Here is an 18,222-nt window from a genome sequence, read left to right on the forward strand (position 1 = left end):
AGGCGCTCATCGTACAACCTCGTTGTCCCTGGTCCCTCCGGCTCGGCGTTTCCGCCTCGCTCCGGGCCCCTGGTCGGTGTCCGTGTCGCTCTGACTTGGATAAAGTTACGCGGCTACTAATTCAATGTCAAATCGCCTGGTCACAGGCGGTTATCGGTGACTTTTTGTGATGGCTGTGGACGCCGGATCCGCCGAGAAACTTCATGCTTCCGTTCCCACCCGCTCGACCTCGGCACCGAGCGCCTGCAGCTTTTCGACGAAGTCGGGATATCCGCGGTCGATATGGAATACGTCGTGCACTTCGGTGACGCCGTCGGCGACCAGTCCCGCCAGCACCAAACCGGCGCCGGCGCGGATATCGGAAGACCAGACCGGCGCACTGGACAAACGCGGAATACCGCGGACAACAGCGTGGTGCCCGTCGGTACGCGCATCGGCGCCCAGCCGGATCATCTCCTCGACGAACCGGAACCGTGCTTCGAAGACGTTCTCCGTGATCATCGACGTCCCGTCGGCGATCGATGCCAGACCGATGGCCATGGGCTGCAGATCCGTCGGGAATCCGGGAAAGGGCAGCGTCGAGAAGTTGACCGCGCGGGGACGGTCCGGCTGGGTCACCCGGAAGCCGTCCTGTTCGAACGAGATACGCGCGCCGGCGGAGCGCAGTTTGTCCAGGACCAGCGCCAGGTGCTGGGGATTGACCCCGGTGACCCGCACATCACCCATGGTCATGGCGGCAGCGATGCCCCAGGTCGCCGCGACGATCCGGTCGCCGATCACCCGGTGCGTCGCGGGCGAGAGCCGCTTCACGCCCTGGATGGTCAGGACCGATGTCCCGGCCCCGCGGATCCGGGCCCCCATCTGAGTGAGCATGGTGCACAGGTCGACGATGTCGGGCTCACGCGCGGCATTGTCGATCACGGTCTCACCTTGGGCGAGCACCGCGGCCATGAGGATGTTCTCGGTCGCGCCGACCGACGGGAAGTCGAGCCGGATCCGGGCGCCTTGCAACTCCTCCGCGCGGGCCACCACACATCCGTGTTCGATTTCGCTGGTCGCGCCCAGCAGACGCAGGCCCGCCTGATGCATATCGAGCGGACGGGAACCGATCGCGTCACCGCCGGGCAGCGCGACGACCGCTCGTTTACACCGGGCCATGAGCGGGCCGAGGACACAGACCGACGCGCGGAACTGGGTCACCGCCGGGAAGTCGGCGTGATATTTGGGCTCGGCCGGGGTGTCGATGGTGACGACATCGCCCGCGATGGTGACATCGCAGCCCAGTCCGCGCAGGACGTCCGCCATCAAGGGAACGTCCAGAATGTCCGGACAGTTCGTGATGGTGGTGATGCCTTCGGTCAGCAGAGCCGCGGCCATGAGTTTCAGGACGCTGTTCTTGGCGCCTCCGACCGAGACCTCACCGACCAGCCGGTTGCCGCCAGTTACCAAAAACCGTTCCATGCCGCCTCTCCGAGTATTCGGCGCACCAGTGAGTGCAAGGATAGAGCGCAGACGAGCCCGTCGGTGCGCCGGTCGTGCGGATACGCGAGGCCGGAACGCCGGACCGTGGCCCCGTGGCCACCGCCGGGTCCGCCTCAGTCTCCCGGCGGCGTCCCCGGATCCGATCCCACGTCATGAGGACCATCGCCGCCGGACTCGGCCGGTGTGGCGCGCCCGCCGCCGGGTTGCCAGAGCACATCACCCTCCGGGTTGGTGTACCGGCTGAGGATGAACAGCAGATCCGACAGCCGGTTGAGGTACTTCGCCGGCAGGACGCTCGTATCGCCGGGATGTTCCTGCACCGCGGCCCACGCCGACCGTTCGGCTCGGCGGACGACCGTACGCGCCGTGTGCAACAGCGCGGCCAGCGGCGTGCCGCCGGGCAGGATGAACGAATGCAGCGGTGCCAGTTCGGCATTGAACTCGTCACACCAGGTTTCCAGGCGTTCGATATACGTCTCGGTGATCCGCAACGGCGGATACTCCGGGTCTTCCACCACTGGCGTCGACAGGTCCGCGCCGGCGTCGAACAGGTCGTTCTGGATACCGCGCAACACCGTGGTCAGTGCCTCACCGGGAGCACCGAGCGCGATCGCCACCCCGAGCGCGGCATTCGCCTCGTCGCAGTCGGCATAGGCGACCAGCCGCGGGTCGGTCTTCGCGACCCGCGAGAAGTCGCTGAGGCCGGTGGTCCCGTCGTCCCCGGTTCGGGTGTAGATCCGCGTCAGATGCACGCTCACAGGACCCACCATAAACGCTCGCTCCGTCGACCACGGGGTTACCGAGGCTGCGCAAGTGCGCCGCGGGGTCCGCGCGGCGGTGTCAATGACCGCGGAGCCTGCGGGCTCGTTCGGACGGACGTGATTCGACCCAGGACAGAAACGCGGTGAGAGCGGCGCGATCGAGCGCCAGTTCGTAGGCTCCGTCGCGGTCGGATACACCGATCACCGAGATCGCGTCCGTCATGATGTCGTACTCGTCACCCTGCGGGCCGCGGCGATCGCCGATCTCGATTCCGCGGCGCCGGATCACCGAATCGGCGCCGAGTTTGAGACTGGTGAGTTTGAAGAAGACGAGCCGGTCCTCGTCGTAGCGGATAACTCCGTGCCGCCAGCGCTCCCCGCCCCGCGCCGGCAGGATCCGCAGGATGGCCGCCGTCCCGCCGCGCCGGAGCATGACCAGCCGATACGTGGAAATCAGAGCCAGTACGGCCAGCACGGCAACCAGAATGATCGCAAGCACCATTCCGGTCTGCAATGCCGCACATCCCTTCGTTCCTCCGAGGCGATCGGCCGGCTCGAACCGATCGATGCGCCCGACGCCATTCAACCACGAACCAGTTTACAAATCGCACGCGGATGTCTCGGCAAATGCGAGGTCATCGATCCAGGTCGGAGATGGTGACTGCCCACACGGGGCGATTCGGGGCTGAAGAGAAGCGGCTCCGGCCGGTGACAACAGAGCTGTCACCGGCCGGAGCCGAATATTCTGTTGGATTCCCTTGCGGGAACTCAGGAGGTCGCGGCCTGCTCGACAGCGCGGACCCGGCCCTGTGCGGCCAGCTGGTCCTGCGGCGTGGCCGAACCGTCGGACAGCACCTTACGCGCCGCGTCGACGTCGACCTCCGTGGAGAACTCGGCGGATTCGCCCAGAATCCGCACGGTATCCGCGGTCACCGAGAAGAACCCGCCGTGCACCGCGGCCACCACGCGCCGGCCCTCGGTATCGACGATGGTCACCGTGCCGCCCTCGACCAACTGGCCGAGCAAGGGCTCGTGACCGGGCATGATGCCGATCTGCCCCTCGGTGGTCTGGGCGCTGACGAAACTCGCCCGCCCCGACCACAGCCGCCGCTCGACCGCGACGAGATCAACTGACATGCTGTTAATGGACTCAGTCGCCATCGGTGACTACTTTCCGGCGATTTTCTTCGCGGCCGCCTCGACATCGTCCAGACCACCGCAGCTGTTGAACGCCTGCTCCGGGAAGTGGTCGAATTCGCCCTTGCAGACCCGGTCGAAGTCGTCGATGGTCTGCTCCAGCGGCACGACCGAACCGGGCTGACCGGTGAACTTCTCGGCCACGATGAAGTTCTGGCCGAGGAACTTCTCGAGACGACGCGCCCGGCCGACGAGGACCTTGTCCTCTTCGGAGAGCTCGTCCATACCGAGAATGGCGATGATGTCCTGCAGTTCCTTGTACTTCTGCAGGATCCGCTTCACCTCGTTGGCCACCGCGAAGTGCCGGTCACCGACGATCGAGGCCTCGAGGATACGAGAGGTCGAGGTCAGCGGGTCGACGGCCGGGTAGATACCCTTCTGCGAGATCGGGCGGGAAAGCTCGGTCGTCGCGTCCAAGTGGGCGAAGGTGGTCGCCGGGGCCGGGTCGGTGTAGTCGTCGGCAGGCACGTAGATGGCCTGCAGCGAGGTGATGGACCGGCCACGGGTCGAGGTGATCCGCTCCTGCAGTTCACCCATCTCGTCGGCCAGGGTCGGCTGGTAACCGACGGCCGAGGGCATCCGGCCCAGCAGGGTCGAGACCTCGGAACCGGCCTGGGTGAACCGGAAGATGTTGTCGATGAACAGCAGCACGTCCTGGTGCTTCACATCGCGGAAGTACTCCGCCATGGTCAGCGCCGACAGGGCGACGCGCATACGGGTGCCCGGCGGCTCGTCCATCTGGCCGAAGACGAGGGCGGTGTCCTGGAGGACGCCCATCTCTTCCATTTCCAGGTGCAGGTCGGTGCCCTCACGGGTGCGCTCACCGACGCCGGCGAACACGGAGGTACCGGAGAACTCCCGCGCGATACGGGTGATCATCTCCTGGATCAGCACGGTCTTGCCGACACCGGCACCACCGAACAGACCGATCTTGCCGCCCTTCACGTACGGGGTCAGCAGGTCGAGCACCTTGACGCCGGTCTCGAGGATTTCGGTCTTGCCCTCGAGCTGGTCGAAGCTCGGCGGCTTGCGGTGGATACCCCACTGCTCGCCGTCCCGGCCGAGGCCGGGGCTGTCGAGGCAGTCACCGAGGGCGTTGAACACGTGGCCCTTGACGACATCGCCGACCGGCACCGAGATCGGCTTACCGGAGTCACGGACCTCGGCGCCACGGACCAGGCCGTCGGTGGGCTGCATCGAGATGGTGCGCACGATGTTGTCACCGAGGTGCTGGGCGACCTCGAGGGTCAGCGTCTTGGCCACCGACTTCAGGGCGATATCGGCGCTCAGCGCGTTGAACAGTTCTGGGATGGAGCCCCGCGGGAATTCGACGTCCACGACGGGGCCGATGACGCGGACCACGCGGCCACTGGCGGCGCCCGTCCGGCTCGACTCTTCTCGAGTAACAGCTGCGGTCATTTCTAAGTTTCTCTTCCTGCGTCTCAGTCGCGTTCCGAGCTGGCCGCCAGGGCGTTCACGCCGCCGACGATTTCGCTGATTTCCTGCGTGATGTTGGCCTGCCGCAACGAGTTGGCCTGCCGGGACAGGGAACTCGCCAATTCATTGGCGTTGTCGGTGGCCGCCTTCATTGCGGTGCGCCGAGCCGCATGCTCGGATGCCGCTGCCTCGAGCAACGATGCGTAGATCCGCGTGTTGACGTACTTGGGCAGCAGCGCCGCCAGCAGTACATCGGCGTCGGGCTCGAATTCGTACTGCGCGTGCACATCGGCCGTGGGCGAATCTGACAGCATGTCCTGACCCAGATCGAAGTTCTCGTCGACGAAGTCGATCTGGATCGGCGCCATCCGGCGCACCTCCGGCGTCTGCGTCAACATGCTCACGAACCGGGTGTAGACGATATGGAGTTCGTCCACTCCCGCGATTTCCCCGGTGCCGTCGGGTGCCTCGATCTGCCCGTCCGAACCGGCCATGAAACTGTTCACCAGGTGCGCGCACGCGGGGCCGGCATCCACGAAATTCGGCTGCTGGGAGAAGCCGGTCCACGCGGCCACCGGCCGCCGGTCGCGGAAGGTGTAATACGTCAGGCCCTTGTTGCCCATGACGTAGAGCACCGGTTCCTTGCCCTCACCGCGCAGTGTGGTCATCAGTTCCTCGGCGCGCTTCAGCACGCTCGAGTTGTAACCACCGCACTGACCACTGTCGCTGGTGATCACCAGCACGGCGGCACGCCGCGGATTCGGACGTTCGGTCAGCAGCGGATGCGACAGGTTCTTCGACGCATTCGCCAGCTCCGCGACCGCCTTGGTGATCTCCTCGGCGTACGGCTTGGCCGCCTTGACCCGGGCCTGGGCCTTGGTGATTCGCGAGGTCGCGATCAGTTCCTGGGCCTTGGTGATCTTCTTGATCGAGTTGATGCCCCGAATACGGGAGCGCAATTCACGCAAGTTGGCCATCAGCGGTTCACACTCCCCTCGTTCGCGGCATTACAGGAAAACAGCGCATGGTTCGCCCGGTCTACTTCTCGACGTGCTTGCGGGTGACCGACAGGGACTCGACCTCTTCGTGCGCCAGCTCGCCGGCCTCGGGCTCGTTCACCACGCGGGTGCCGTCGGAAGCCAGGAAGCCCTGCTTGAAGTTATCGGTGGCCGTCTTGATCTGCTCGGCTGCCTCGTCCTGGAGCACCTTGCCGCCGGCAATGCCGGCGAAGGCGTCGGCAGCAGTGTTGTGCAGATCTTCGAGCAGCTCGACATTGAACCGGCGGATATCGCCGACCGGCACCGAGTCGTAGTAGCCGGCGTCGACCAGGTAGATCGAGACGATCTGGTCCTCGACCGCGATGGGCGAGTACTGATCCTGCTTGAGCAGCTCCACCCAGCGGGCACCACGCTCGAGCTGGGCCAGCGAGGCGGCATCCAGGTCGGAGGCGAAGGCGGAGAACGCCTCCAGCTCGCGGTACTGGGCCATTTCCAGACGCAGCGAACCGGCGACCTTCTTCATACCCTTGGTCTGCGCGGCGCCACCGACACGGGAGACCGAGGTACCGACGTTGATCGCCGGGCGGACACCCTTGTTGAAGAGGTCGGACTCGAGGAAGACCTGACCGTCGGTGATGGAGATGACGTTGGTCGGGATGAAGGCCGAGATGTCGTTGGCCTTGGTCTCGATGATCGGCAGGCCGGTCATCGAACCGCCACCCATCTCGTCGGAAAGCTTGGCGCAACGCTCCAGCAGACGCGAGTGCAGGTAGAAGACGTCACCCGGGTAGGCCTCGCGGCCCGGCGGGCGGCGCAGCAGCAGCGAGATGGCGCGGTAGGCCTCGGCCTGCTTGGTCAGATCGTCGAACACGATCAGGACGTGCTTGCCCTGGTACATCCAGTGCTGGCCGATGGCCGAACCGGTGTAGGGGGCCAGCCACTTGAAGCCGGCGGAATCCGACGCGGGGGCCGCGACGATGGTGGTGTACTCCAGGGCGCCGTGCTCCTCGAGAGCGGATTTCACGCCCGCGATGGTGGAGCCCTTCTGGCCGATCGCCACGTAGATGCAGCGCACCTGCTTGGCCGGATCGCCCGACTCCCAGTTGGCCTTCTGGTTCAGGATGGTATCGATGCAGACCGCGGTCTTACCGGTCTTGCGGTCGCCGATGACCAGCTGACGCTGGCCCCGGCCGATAGCGGTCAGCGCGTCGATGGCGGTGATGCCGGTGGCCATCGGCTCCTCGACCGGCTGGCGCTCCAGCACGGTCGCGGCCTGCAGTTCCAGCACGCGCCGGTCGTCGGACTCGATCTCGCCCAGACCGTCGATCGGCTGGCCGAGCGGGTTCACCACGCGGCCGAGGAACTTGTCGCCGACCGGGACCGAGAGCACATCGCCGGTGCGGCGCACCTGCTGGCCCTCTTCGATCTCGGCGTACTCGCCGAGGATGACGGCGCCGATTTCGCGGTCCTCGAGGTTCAGCGCCACACCGAGCACACCGCCCGGGAATTCGAGCAGCTCGTTGGCCATGGCCGAAGGCAGGCCGCTCACATGCGCGATGCCGTCACTGGTATCGGTAACGACACCGACTTCCTCGATGGAGGTTTCCGGGGTGTAGCTCTGGGTGTAGCTTTCGATCGCGCTACGGATCTCGTCGGAGGAGATCGTCAGCTCCGCCATGTTCTTCCTGCTCTCGGTCTCTGGTCTGGAATGTCGGGGGGTGTGGTGCGGCCGGTGCGCCGGGGTTTCCCGGTGGCGTACCGCTAGGTCAGCGAGCGGCGCAGCCGTTCCAGTCGGCCGATCGCGCTGCCGTCGATCACATCGTCTCCGATGCGCACGACGAGCCCGCTCAGCAACTCGGGTTCGACTTCGATATGCACGGTGACGGCCTTGCCGTAGATGCGGGCCAAGGCACCGCCCAGCCGCTCCCGCTGGGGATCGGTCAGTGCGATCGCCGACCGCACATGGGCGACGATCTGCTCCCGCCGGGCCGCGGCCAGATCGGACAGTTCGTCGAAGGCCGGACCGATTCCGGAACGCTGCCTGGTCACCACCTGTTCGGCCAGGGCCTGGGTGATGGGCTCGGTCTTGCCGGACAGCAGCCGCTCGACCAGTTCCCGCTTCGCCGCGGATGAGGCGGCACGATCGGAAAGAGCCTGTTCGAGCTGCGGGTTGTCGTTGATGATCCGGCCGAACCGGAACAGTTCGTCTTCGACCGCGGTCAGCCGGCCCTGTTCTGACGCCGACTCCAGCAGCGCCAGCTGCCCGAGCAGGACCAGGGTGTCGACCAGGTCGCGGGAACGGGACCAATCCTGGGCCACCGCGGTGGTCAGCACCGCCTGCGTGGCAGCGCTGACCCGGCTCCCGAAGACCCGCTCGCTCAGGTCGGCCCGGGCCGAACCGGGCACCGACACGTCCGCGAGCGCCACACGCAGCGGACGCTGGTCGTCCAGTACGTCGACAACGGCGAACAGTTCGGACCCCGTCGTGGCCGCGACACCGTTGCTTCCGGTCAGCGCGGCCCGAAGAGCCTCCTTGGACCGGGAGCTGGCCTCACGGCTTGCTGCGTACATGGTTCTCACGCCTCCGTCGTTACCTTCCGACCCCGATACCGGCATCCGACCGGTCGATCTCATCGAGGAATCGCTCGATCGTCGCGGCCTGCTTGGCCTCGTCCGATACGGATTGCCCGATGACCTTCTCGGCCAGGTCCACCGCGGTGCGGCCGACCTCGGCGCGCAGCTCGGTCAGGATCTGCTGACGCTGGGCTTCCAGCTGGGTGTGCCCGGCCGCGACGATACGGTCGCTTTCGGCCTGGGCGTCGGCCTTCATCTGGGCGAGGATCTGCTGGCCCTGCGTGCGGGCGTCTTCGCGGATCTTCGCGGCTTCCAGACGGGCGTCGGCCAGCTGCTTCTGGTACTGCTGCAGCGTCTCCTGGGCTTCGGCCTGCGCCGATTCGGCCCGTTCGATGCCACCCTCGATCTTGTCGGCGCGCTCGTCCAGCACCTTCATCAGGCGCGGAACGGCGTACTTGTAGACCACGAAGGCGATAATCGCCACGCAGACCGCCGACCAGACGATGTCGTACGTCGCGGGAATGAGAGGATTCACATCCTCTCCCTCTTCCGCCGCGAGCAGTATGAACTCGTTCATCGGAATCAGAAGATGAAGCCGGCGACGAGACCGATCAGTGCCAGGGCTTCGGTGAACGCGATGCCGAGGAACATGTTGGTCCGGATGGTGCCCTGGAGCTCGGGCTGGCGGGCAATGCCCTCGATCGCCTTACCGACGACGATACCGACGCCGATGCCGGGGCCGATGGCGGCCAGGCCGTAGCCGACAGCGCCGAGGCCCTTCAGCGTGGATTCGTTGGTGGCAGCTTCCTGGGCCAAGTACGAGAGGCTCATGAGTCTTCCATTCCCTTTCTGTTGCTCACCCGCCGGTCGGCGCGGTGCAGCAGGTTCTTATCGATTGTTCCGGTCGGTCAGTGATCGTCGGCGTGCTGGGCAAGGCTGATGTACACGGCGGTCAGCAACGCGAACACATAGGCCTGCAGGAAGATGACCAGCAGTTCGAAGAGGGTGAAGGCGAGCCCGCCCAGCAGCGAGAAGGGCGAGAAGATCTTCATCCAGTTATCCGCGTCGAAGAGGAAGAACTGGGTCGCGCTGAAGAACAGCACCAGCATGATGTGACCGGCGAGCATATTCGCCATGAGTCGGACGGTCAGCGTGAACGGGCGCAGGATGAAGGTCGACACGAATTCGATCGGAATGAGCAGAACGTGCATGGCCGGCGGAACATTCGGAACGACGACGCTGCTGCGCATATAGGTGAAGAAGCCGTACTTCTTGATGCCCACATAGTTGAACGCGATATACGCGATCGCCGCCAGTACCAGCGGCATGCCGATACGAGCGTTCGACGAGATGTTCAGACCGGGAATCACACCCGAGAAGTTCAGGAACAGGACCGTGAAGAAGATCGTCGCGATGAGCGGGAAGAACTTGCGGCCGGATTCCTTGCCGAGAATCTCGTCGCAGATCTGTTCCTTGACGAAGACCATCCCCATTTCGCCGATGTTCTGCAGCTTCTTCGGCACGATGCGCGGGCTGCGGAAAGCCAGGAACAGGAATGCGACCAGCACGGCGGTCATCAGAAGCCGGACCAGCATCAGCCGATCGAGTTCGAAGGGGGTCCCCTCGAACAGCACCGCCGGAGGGAAGAAGTCGGTTAGCGACGGCGCGTGAAACTCCGCGGCCAAGGTGGTGACGCTCAGCGTTCTCTCCCGTGTTCGGGCCGCGGGATGTTTTCGCTCCCGCGGTTCGATCGGACATTGACGATCAATGTGGGTCGACTGAGGTCGGCTCGAAGTTCGTCAGCAGCTGTAGCGGGGATCCGCGCTGGCGTCTGTACGTGTGTCGGCGACATCGTCGACATGCAGAACCGAACCCTCGGGGAGCACGGCACGGCAGTAGCATAGCGGCAGCTCCGGTGACCTGGACGGGACCCCTTCACTGAGTCGCTTGCTTACCAAGACTTTACCAAGAGAACTACGACAACGTGTAGCGGGGGCGGTGTTATCTACGACAAATTGTCGTAGATGCCGGTCAGGGCGTGTCGGAATCGGTGTCCGTGCCCTGATCGGGGAGGCTCACAACTGGAACCTTCGTCCGCAATACACCGTAAGTCTCCGCGCCCAGCACGATGATCAGTGCACCTACGACGGTGAGGAAGAGCGCAAGCCGGTCGTAGAACTCGAACCGCTGCAGAATCGCGATAACGACCACCGCGACCAGCAGTTTCCCGACCCAGCTGGCCAGCATGACCATGCCCGCTGTAGACGGCGGCAGTTTGGCGCCGAACAGCACCACCGCCGCCGTGGTCAGGATGAAACCGCCGCCGATCGCGGCGCCGAGCAGCGCGCCCCACAACCCCGGAACGCCGGCGGCCAGAGTCCCCACCACGACCGCGAGCACCGTCAGCACCGCCAAACCGATCAGTCCGTACCGCACGGCCGCCCGCAGCGGAGCGTCGGGATCATCGGAGGTACGGGGGCTGAGAGGGCTGCTCGACACGGCCCGCACTCTACCCGGACTCGGTAACGGACCCGGCCGCGTCCCGTCTGGCCTGGCGCCGCCACAGCCCCGGTACAGCGGTCACCACCAGCGCGAACAGGAATCCGGCGGCCATCAGCACGACCACCACGCGCCGGTCCATCACCGAGGTGCCGACGGCGCCGAACGCAAGGATGCCGACCCACAGGTAGATCACCAGCACCACGCGGCGCTGCGAATGACCGATCTGCAGCAACCGGTGATGCAGATGCATTTTGTCCGGCGTCGAGAAGCTCACGCCGGCCCGCACCCGGCGCACGATCGCCAGCAGCAGGTCGAGTACCGGAATGAACATCACCGCGCCCACCAGCAGCAGCGGCGAGAGAAGGCCGACGATATCCCGCGGGCCGTAACCCTGCAGCGGGATCCGGCCGGAGGCGCTGGTGGACACGGCCGCCAGCACCAACCCGATCAGCATGGACCCCGAATCCCCCATGAAGATCCGGGCCGGTGAGAAGTTGTGCGGCAGGAAGCCCAGGCAGGCGCCCGCCATGGCGGCGGCCAGCAGCGCGGGCGGATAGCTGTCCACCGATCCGCCCTGCTCGGTGAGCAGACCGATCGCGAACGCGAACACCGCGACGGAGGCGATCAGGCCCAGCCCCGCGGCCAGCCCGTCCAGACCGTCCACGAAGTTCATGGCATTGATCAGGGTCACCGCTACGGCGACGGTCACCAGGCCGCCCTGCAGGCTGTCCAGCACCACCGTGGTATTGCTGAACGGGTCGTAGATCAGGTACCAGCCCAGGCCCATCACCGCCATCACCCCGGCGGCGGTGACCTGACCGGCGAATTTGGTGAGCGCGTCCAGCCCCCAGCGGTCGTCCACGATGCCGACCGCCACGATGATCGTCGCCGCGACCAGAACGGCCGCGATATCGGGCCGATAGTCGAACCCGCGGCGCAGCGCGGGCAGCTGGTGGGCGAACAGCACCGCCGCCACGACCCCGATGTACATGCCGACCCCGCCCATCCGGGGAATCGGCTTCACATGCACATCGCGATCACGCGGAATGGCCACGGCACCGAAACCGATGGCCAAGGTCCGGATACCGCCGGTGGCCAGGAAGGTCACCACCGTCGAGATCAACAGGACCAGCAGGAGTTCGCGCAGCGGGACGACCGCACCGGATCCGCTCATCGTGCCGACCTCCCCAGCACCAGATCACGTTTCGCCGGTGCGACCACATATCGACCGCGACGGCCGAAGCGAAGGCGGAGATATCGCCTCACCGCGGGCATTGCCCGCCCCTGCGCACAGCCCGGTTCGCTCACCGCGCGGCTGACCCGATCAGGGCCTCGGGGCTGGTTCCGAGAACCTCGGCGACCGCCTCGGTGGCCACCGCACCCTGACGCAGAATCCGCGGCTGATCACCCGTGAGATCGACAATCGTCGAGGCGGTCGCGTGCTGCGCCGGACCGCCGTCGAGGTACACGCCCACCATCGAGCCGAGCTGATCGCGCGCCTGAGTTACGTTCTCCGCCGCCGGCCGGCCCGAAATATTCGCACTCGACACTGCCAGGGGCCCTACCTCCTGCAGCAACTCCAGCGCCACCGGATGCAACGGCATCCGCAACATCACCGTGCCGCGTGCGTCCCCCAGGTCCCAAGCCAGGGACGGCGCCTGCTGCACCACAATGCTCAACCCGCCCGGCCAGAATGCCCGGATCAGATCGCGAGCCTGCGGACGCACGGAGAACACCAGCCCATCGATCGTGTTCCACGACCCCACCAGCACCGGCACCGGCATATCGCGCCCCCGCCCCTTGGCCGCCAGCAGCGAAGCCACGGCAGCCGAATCGAACGCGTCGGCGGCGAGACCGTAAACGGTATCGGTGGGCACAACGACCAGCCGTCCGGACTTCAGAGCACTGGTCGCCGCGGCCAAGCCGGCGGCACGCGAATCAGGATCGGCGCAGTCGTAGACGGTACTCACGCCGCCAATGGTATGGAATACGTTTCCGGCCCGCCGACCCAGCACCAGCCGCAGCGGGATCTCATGTCCAGCGGCCACCCTCCGACTTCACCGCGTTTCTGTACATGCGGAGGGTCGGCATGCGGCGGTTCGGGGCCCGTCTCGGATCTGGACTGACGGAGCGGGGGAGCGAAGCGGAGGAGCGGAGGAGGGAAGATTCGAGACAAGAGGGGGCCCCGAACCCGCGCGCGCCAGCGCGCAAAAAACACAGCGCTTCAGCGGACGAGTACCCCTTCTCCCCCTGCATGTACTTCCCCGCTTGTCGCCGGATCCCCTACATGTAACCTCCCCGCTTGTCGTCGGTGACCGATCAGCACCCCAAACCACGCGAAAATTCGCGGAGGTCCCGTCTGATCACCCTCGGGTGGCCCCGCCCACTCACCTGCACAAGGCCGTCCACCCGCGCACTTTCACGCGCTGAGCGCCGAGGACACGGCGGCGACAAAACGAGGTTTCCCGGCCAGATCCGGATGTTCGACGATCTCGGTGAACCGTCCGTCCGCGACCAGCAAGCTCGCCAGGTCTCTCCCGTTGCTGTCGTCGTGCTCGATCGCCGCCCCGCCACCCGGCCGCAGCAGGCGCCCGATGAGCGGAACCATCGGGCGGATCACATCCAGACCGTCGGAACCGCCGAACAGCGCGCGATGCGGATCGTGGTGGGCGACCTCCGGCGACAGCTCCGCGCCCACCGGAATGTACGGCGGATTGGCGACGACGATATCCACCCGGCCGTTGAGGTCCGTGAACAGGCCGGGGTCGGTGACATCGGCGTGGTGCAGGGTGATCGGCGTATCACCGGCCGCACTGCGCAGGTCCGCGTTGCGGCGAGCCCAGCGCAGCGCCTCCGGGTCCAGTTCCACCGCGTGCACCTCGGCATCCGGCCGAGCGTGCGCGATCGCCAGCGCCAGCGCACCCGAACCCGTGCACAGATCCACGACGATCGGGGTGTGGTCGTGCCGGACGGCTTCCAGGTGGGCCAGCGCCCACGCGAACAGCAGTTCCGTTTCCGGACGGGGGACGAAAACACCCGGCCCGACCGCGAGATCGATCTCACCCATCGAGGACTGCCCGGTCAGGTGCTGCAGCGGCACCCGCTCGGCACGCCGGGACACGAGGGCTCGGTAATCGTCGAGTTGCTCCGGACCGATCAGTGGAGTGAGCAGTAGCCGGCCGCGCTCCACCCCGAGCACATGGGCGGCGAGATGTTCGGCATCGGTTCGCGGGCTCGCGACGCCGGCCGTCCGGAGAGTTTCCATCGCCTCGACGAGTACGGGGCGTAACTGCACGCGGGTCATATCTCGACTCTGCCGCACATCCGGGCGTCCCGGCACGGATCCCGTTATTCCCGCTCCATGCGGGCGGCGCGGTCGGCGGTGGCGAGGGCGTCCAGGAGCGCGTCCATCTCACCGTTGAGCACCGAGTCCAGGTTGTGCGCCTTGTAGCCGACGCGGTGGTCGGCGATACGGTTCTCCGGGAAGTTGTATGTGCGGATCCGTTCCGAACGGTCGACCGTGCGGATCTGGCTGGCCCGGCCCTCGGCCGCTTCCTGATCGGCCTGCTCTTCGGCGAGGGCCTGCAGACGCGCGGCCAGCACCTGCATGGCGCGGGCCTTGTTCTGCAGTTGCGAGCGTTCGTTCTGGCAGGTGACGACAACGCCGGTCGGCAAATGGGTGATGCGGACCGCGGAATCGGTGGTGTTCACGCCCTGGCCGCCCTTCCCGGACGAGCGGTAGACGTCGATCCGCAGGTCGTTCTCGTCGATCTGCACTTCCTCGACCTCGTCGGGTTCGGGGTAGATGAGAACGCCCGCCGCCGATGTATGCACCCGGCCCTGCGATTCGGTCACCGGTACCCGCTGCACCCGGTGCACCCCGCCTTCGAACTTGAACCTCGACCACACGCCGTCGCGGGCGGTGTCACGGCTCTTGATCGACAGTGTCGCTTCCTTGTACCCGCCCAGGTCGGAGATCGCCGTGTCGAGAATCTCGACCTTCCAGCCGCGGCGTTCCGCGTACCGGATGTACATACGGGCGAGGTCGGCGGCGAACAGCGCCGATTCCTCGCCGCCCTCACCGGATTTCACTTCCAGCACCACATCGTCGCCGTCGTGTGGATCGCGTGGTGCCAGCAGGTCGGCGAGTTGGTTCTCCAGCTCGTCGAGTTGTTCCTCGAGCCCGGGCACCTCCGCCGCGAAGGCCGGATCGTCGGCGGCGAGTTCGCGCGCCGCCTCGAGGTCGTCGCGGGTCGCGGCGAGCTTCTTGTAGGTGGTCATCACCGGCGCGAGCTCGGCGAACCGCTTCCCCACCCGCCGGGCCGCCCCCGGATCGCTGTGCAGCGCCGGATCCGCCAGCTGGGACTCCAGTCCGGCGTATTCGGCCAGCACATCGTCGATCGCCGACGGTGCGGTCTTCTCGGCCATACAGGCTCCTACAGGCGACAGGTAGTTCACTTCTCCGGTTCGGGGCCCGTCTCGATTCTGGACTGACGGAGCGGGGGAGCGAAGCGGAGGAGCGGAGGAGGGAAGAATCGAGACCGAGGGGGGCCCCGGACCCGCGCGCGCCAGCGCGCCAAAAACACAGCGCCCGGCCTGCAATAGGGCAGGGCCGGGCGCTGGTGGAAAAGCTACTTGCTGTCTTCCTTCTTGGCGCGCTTGCCGTAGCGGGCCTCGAAGCGGGCCACGCGACCACCGGTGTCCAGGATCTTCTGCTTGCCGGTGTAGAACGGGTGGCACTGCGAGCAGACCTCGACCGTGATATGCCCGGATTCCTTGGTGGAGCGGGTCTGGAACGTATTACCGCAGCCGCAGACCACCGTGGTGTCGACGTAGGCCGGGTGAATTCCTGCCTTCATGGATGTCCTCTCGATATTGGTCGCCGGGTCGCTCGGATATTTCGCCGAACGTGAACCGGAACCGACTAAGGCGGGAGTCTGCGCGATTCGCAGACGCACGGCGGTCCAGTATGCCAGACCTACCGTCGCCAGCTGAAACGCACCTACCCTCGACATTGTTCCCGGGCGTGACAGGCACAAAAACGGGGGTCCGCCCTTCGGCGAACCCCCGCTCCTGTCATTCGTCCAGGGCCCCTGGCGCGGTCTTGGAGACCTGCATCAGGAATTCCAGGTTGTTCTTGCTCTTCTTCAGACGGTCGATCAGGAGGTCGATCGCCTGATGCGAATCCAGGCCGGACAGAACGCGGCGCAGCTTGTGTAGGACCGCGGCCTCGTCGACATTGAGCAGCAGTTCGTCCTTACGGGTACCGGACGGGTTGACGTCCACCGCGGGGAACACGCGCCGCTCGGCGATCTTGCGGTCGAGTTTGAGCTCCGCGTTACCGGTGCCCTTGAACTCCTCGAAGATCACCGTGTCACCGGTCGAACCGGTTTCCACCATGGCGGTGGCGATGATGGTCAGCGAGCCGCCGTTCTCGATATTGCGCGCCGCGCCGAGGAACCGCTTCGGCGGATACAGCGCGGTGGAATCGACACCACCGGACAGGATGCGCCCGGACGCCGGCGAGGAGTTGTTGTACGCGCGACCCAGGCGGGTGATCGAGTCGAGCAGGACGACGACGTCCTTACCCATTTCGACCAGGCGCTTGGCCCGTTCGATGGCCAGCTCCGCGACCGAGGTGTGATCCGACGGCGGCCGGTCGAAGGTGGAGGCGATGACCTCACCCTTCACCGAACGCTGCATATCGGTGACCTCTTCGGGACGTTCGTCGACCAGGACAACCATGAGGTAGCACTCGGGGTTGTTGATCGCGATCGCGTTCGCGATGTCCTGCATGATCGTGGTCTTACCGGCCTTCGGCGGCGACACGATCAGGGCGCGCTGACCCTTACCGATGGGCATGATCAGATCGATCACCCGGGTGGTCAGCTTGTTCGGCGTGGTTTCCAGCCGCAGTCGCTGGTTCGGGTACAGCGGGGTCAGCTTGTTGAAATCGGGCCGCCGCTTGGCCGAATCCACCTCCGCGCCGTTGACGGTGTCCAGGCGCACCAGCGGATCGAACTTCTGCCGCTGATTGGCCTGCTCACCCTCGCGCGGAGCCCGCACCGCACCGGTGATCGCGTCACCGCGGCGCAGACCGTTCTTACGCACCAGATTCATCGAGACATACACGTCGTTCGGGCCGGCCAGGTAGCCGGAGGTACGGACGAACGCGTAATTGTCCAGCACGTCGAGAATGCCGGCGACCGGCTGCAGGACGTCGTCTTCCCGAATCTCGGGCTCGCGCGTGTCGGCACTGCCGCCCTCGCGGTCGCGGCCGCGGCGCCGTTCGCGGAACCGCCGGCCCCGGCGGCCCCGGCCGCTTTCGTCGTCGTCGCCACCGCGGTTACCGCCCGAATCGCCACGGTTACCGCCGGACCCGCGCTGGTCGCCCTGGTTCTGCTGGCCGGACTGATTCCGGTCACGGCGGCGTTCGCCCTGGTCGGAGTCTTTACCGTCCTGTTTGGCGTCGGCTTTGGCGCCCTCGGTCTTGGTCTCGTCCGTACGGGCATCCGCGGTATCGCCGGTGTTCTTGCCCTGCTGGTCGCGACCACGACGCTGCCGCCCGCGGCCACGCTGGCCGGAATCCCGGCCGGTGTCCTCGGAGTCGGCGGGCTTGTTGTCGGTCTTGGCCTCGGCCTTCGAATCGCCGGCCGGATCGCCCTTGGCGTCGGCTTTGGTATCGGCCTTCGCGGTGCCGGCATTGCCGTTGGCGTTCGCCGCGCCGTTGGTGGCGGACTGCTTCTCCGCGCCCTTGGCCTCGCCGGACGCATTATCGGTGCCCGCGGCGGCCCGATCGGTTTCGGTCCGCGCAGGGGCGGCCGCGGGCGCTTCGGCCGGGGCGGCGGCGGGCGCGGCCGCGGCGGGCTGCTCGGCAGATTTGCGTTCCTTGGCAGCCTTCGCGCGGGTGCTGCGCTCCGCGGCGGCGGGTCTGCCGGCCTGATTTTCCTTGATAGCAGTGATGAGATCACCCTTGCGCATACCGGAGGTGCCTCGAATTCCGAGTTCCCCCGCCAGTGCACGCAACTGCGGCAACAACATTCCAGTCAGCCCCGATCCGATGTCGGTATTTTCGCTCATCTTCGAAATCTGTCCGGAGTCACTTTCGCGGTTGCCCGAGGGTACGGAGTCGGATTCCACCCCGGGTGTCGCGAGCAGGTCCGTATCTGTCACGGAGATCCTTTCCTTCCCTCGATGGCCGTGTGCTGTGTCGAGGGTTTCGTTCCGTAGCCCGATCTCGCTGCCGGACCCGGATTTGTAGCCGTATCGCC

Annotated in this window: 18 protein-coding genes; all 18 read right to left on the reverse strand. The window is 66.2% G+C overall.

All coding sequences use genetic code 11. From position 1 onward, the window contains the following. Positions 1 to 201: 201 nt before the first annotated feature. Positions 202 to 1,461, reverse strand: coding sequence for a UDP-N-acetylglucosamine 1-carboxyvinyltransferase (murA, locus tag ACIA75_RS33675; protein ID WP_397111116.1), 1,260 nt, complete (start codon positions 1,459 to 1,461; stop codon positions 202 to 204). Between the two features lie 134 nt (positions 1,462 to 1,595). Further along, positions 1,596 to 2,240: a cob(I)yrinic acid a,c-diamide adenosyltransferase gene (locus ACIA75_RS33680; protein ID WP_397111117.1), complete on the reverse strand. Its 645-nt coding sequence runs from the start codon at positions 2,238 to 2,240 to the stop codon at positions 1,596 to 1,598. 82 nt (positions 2,241 to 2,322) lie between these two features. Further along, positions 2,323 to 2,745 carry a DUF2550 domain-containing protein gene (locus ACIA75_RS33685; protein WP_397111350.1) on the reverse strand — a complete coding sequence of 141 codons (423 nt, stop codon included), beginning with the start codon at positions 2,743 to 2,745 and terminating at the stop codon, positions 2,323 to 2,325. A gap of 266 nt (positions 2,746 to 3,011) precedes the next feature. After that, positions 3,012 to 3,389 carry a F0F1 ATP synthase subunit epsilon gene (locus ACIA75_RS33690; RefSeq protein WP_397111351.1) on the reverse strand — a complete coding sequence of 126 codons (378 nt, stop codon included), beginning with the start codon at positions 3,387 to 3,389 and terminating at the stop codon, positions 3,012 to 3,014. Positions 3,390 to 3,410: 21 nt separating this feature from the next. Beyond that, positions 3,411 to 4,859, reverse strand: coding sequence for a F0F1 ATP synthase subunit beta (gene atpD / locus ACIA75_RS33695; RefSeq protein ID WP_397111118.1), 1,449 nt, complete (start codon positions 4,857 to 4,859; stop codon positions 3,411 to 3,413). A gap of 23 nt (positions 4,860 to 4,882) precedes the next feature. Then, the gene (locus tag ACIA75_RS33700) at positions 4,883 to 5,854 is read right to left on the reverse strand and encodes a F0F1 ATP synthase subunit gamma (protein ID WP_397111119.1); all 972 of its coding nucleotides are present in this window, start codon (positions 5,852 to 5,854) and stop codon (positions 4,883 to 4,885) included. Positions 5,855 to 5,915: 61 nt separating this feature from the next. Then, entirely contained in the window at positions 5,916 to 7,553 is a 1,638-nt protein-coding gene (gene atpA / locus ACIA75_RS33705; protein WP_397111120.1) for a F0F1 ATP synthase subunit alpha, read from the reverse strand. 83 nt (positions 7,554 to 7,636) lie between these two features. Next, entirely contained in the window at positions 7,637 to 8,446 is an 810-nt protein-coding gene (locus ACIA75_RS33710) for a F0F1 ATP synthase subunit delta (RefSeq protein WP_397111121.1), read from the reverse strand. A gap of 19 nt (positions 8,447 to 8,465) precedes the next feature. Next, a complete protein-coding gene (locus ACIA75_RS33715) occupies positions 8,466 to 9,026 on the reverse strand; it encodes a F0F1 ATP synthase subunit B (RefSeq protein ID WP_397111122.1) in 561 nt (186 codons plus the stop codon). Positions 9,027 to 9,031: 5 nt separating this feature from the next. Further along, entirely contained in the window at positions 9,032 to 9,280 is a 249-nt protein-coding gene (locus tag ACIA75_RS33720; RefSeq protein WP_033247481.1) for an ATP synthase F0 subunit C, read from the reverse strand. Positions 9,281 to 9,357: 77 nt separating this feature from the next. After that, positions 9,358 to 10,083: a F0F1 ATP synthase subunit A gene (atpB, locus tag ACIA75_RS33725; protein WP_397111123.1), complete on the reverse strand. Its 726-nt coding sequence runs from the start codon at positions 10,081 to 10,083 to the stop codon at positions 9,358 to 9,360. 397 nt (positions 10,084 to 10,480) lie between these two features. Continuing rightward, positions 10,481 to 10,957, reverse strand: a complete 477-nt coding sequence (locus tag ACIA75_RS33730; protein WP_397111124.1) for a hypothetical protein — start codon at positions 10,955 to 10,957, stop codon at positions 10,481 to 10,483. A gap of 1 nt (position 10,958) precedes the next feature. Beyond that, the gene (locus ACIA75_RS33735; protein WP_397111125.1) at positions 10,959 to 12,125 is read right to left on the reverse strand and encodes an MraY family glycosyltransferase; all 1,167 of its coding nucleotides are present in this window, start codon (positions 12,123 to 12,125) and stop codon (positions 10,959 to 10,961) included. A gap of 130 nt (positions 12,126 to 12,255) precedes the next feature. Further along, entirely contained in the window at positions 12,256 to 12,921 is a 666-nt protein-coding gene (locus tag ACIA75_RS33740) for an L-threonylcarbamoyladenylate synthase (protein ID WP_397111126.1), read from the reverse strand. Positions 12,922 to 13,370: 449 nt separating this feature from the next. Then, the gene (gene prmC / locus ACIA75_RS33745; RefSeq protein ID WP_397111127.1) at positions 13,371 to 14,255 is read right to left on the reverse strand and encodes a peptide chain release factor N(5)-glutamine methyltransferase; all 885 of its coding nucleotides are present in this window, start codon (positions 14,253 to 14,255) and stop codon (positions 13,371 to 13,373) included. Positions 14,256 to 14,299: 44 nt separating this feature from the next. Further along, the gene (prfA, locus tag ACIA75_RS33750) at positions 14,300 to 15,379 is read right to left on the reverse strand and encodes a peptide chain release factor 1 (protein WP_397111128.1); all 1,080 of its coding nucleotides are present in this window, start codon (positions 15,377 to 15,379) and stop codon (positions 14,300 to 14,302) included. Between the two features lie 203 nt (positions 15,380 to 15,582). Next, positions 15,583 to 15,810: a 50S ribosomal protein L31 gene (gene rpmE, locus ACIA75_RS33755; protein ID WP_397111129.1), complete on the reverse strand. Its 228-nt coding sequence runs from the start codon at positions 15,808 to 15,810 to the stop codon at positions 15,583 to 15,585. Between the two features lie 217 nt (positions 15,811 to 16,027). Beyond that, on the reverse strand, positions 16,028 to 18,124 hold the full coding sequence (rho, locus tag ACIA75_RS33760; RefSeq protein WP_397111130.1) for a transcription termination factor Rho: 2,097 nt from the start codon (positions 18,122 to 18,124) through the stop codon (positions 16,028 to 16,030). Positions 18,125 to 18,222: the final 98 nt, after the last annotated feature.

Origin of the sequence: Nocardia sp. NPDC051750, assembly GCF_044453135.1 — a bacterium.
In the GTDB taxonomy this organism is placed as follows: domain Bacteria; phylum Actinomycetota; class Actinomycetes; order Mycobacteriales; family Mycobacteriaceae; genus Nocardia.

What these genes read in the sequence shown, in the direction of transcription:
- murA (WP_397111116.1), bottom strand. Translation starts at nt 1,461, where the DNA reads ATGGAACGGTTTTTGGTAACTGGCGGCAACCGGCTGGTCGGTGAGGTC.
- ACIA75_RS33685 (WP_397111350.1), bottom strand. Translation starts at nt 2,745, where the DNA reads ATGGTGCTTGCGATCATTCTGGTTGCCGTGCTGGCCGTACTGGCTCTG.
- atpD (WP_397111118.1), bottom strand. Translation starts at nt 4,859, where the DNA reads ATGACCGCAGCTGTTACTCGAGAAGAGTCGAGCCGGACGGGCGCCGCC.
- ACIA75_RS33700 (WP_397111119.1), bottom strand. Translation starts at nt 5,854, where the DNA reads ATGGCCAACTTGCGTGAATTGCGCTCCCGTATTCGGGGCATCAACTCG.
- atpA (WP_397111120.1), bottom strand. Translation starts at nt 7,553, where the DNA reads ATGGCGGAGCTGACGATCTCCTCCGACGAGATCCGTAGCGCGATCGAA.
- ACIA75_RS33710 (WP_397111121.1), bottom strand. Translation starts at nt 8,446, where the DNA reads ATGTACGCAGCAAGCCGTGAGGCCAGCTCCCGGTCCAAGGAGGCTCTT.
- ACIA75_RS33715 (WP_397111122.1), bottom strand. Translation starts at nt 9,026, where the DNA reads ATGAACGAGTTCATACTGCTCGCGGCGGAAGAGGGAGAGGATGTGAAT.
- ACIA75_RS33720 (WP_033247481.1), bottom strand. Translation starts at nt 9,280, where the DNA reads ATGAGCCTCTCGTACTTGGCCCAGGAAGCTGCCACCAACGAATCCACG.
- ACIA75_RS33735 (WP_397111125.1), bottom strand. Translation starts at nt 12,125, where the DNA reads ATGAGCGGATCCGGTGCGGTCGTCCCGCTGCGCGAACTCCTGCTGGTC.
- prmC (WP_397111127.1), bottom strand. Translation starts at nt 14,255, where the DNA reads ATGACCCGCGTGCAGTTACGCCCCGTACTCGTCGAGGCGATGGAAACT.
- prfA (WP_397111128.1), bottom strand. Translation starts at nt 15,379, where the DNA reads ATGGCCGAGAAGACCGCACCGTCGGCGATCGACGATGTGCTGGCCGAA.
- rpmE (WP_397111129.1), bottom strand. Translation starts at nt 15,810, where the DNA reads ATGAAGGCAGGAATTCACCCGGCCTACGTCGACACCACGGTGGTCTGC.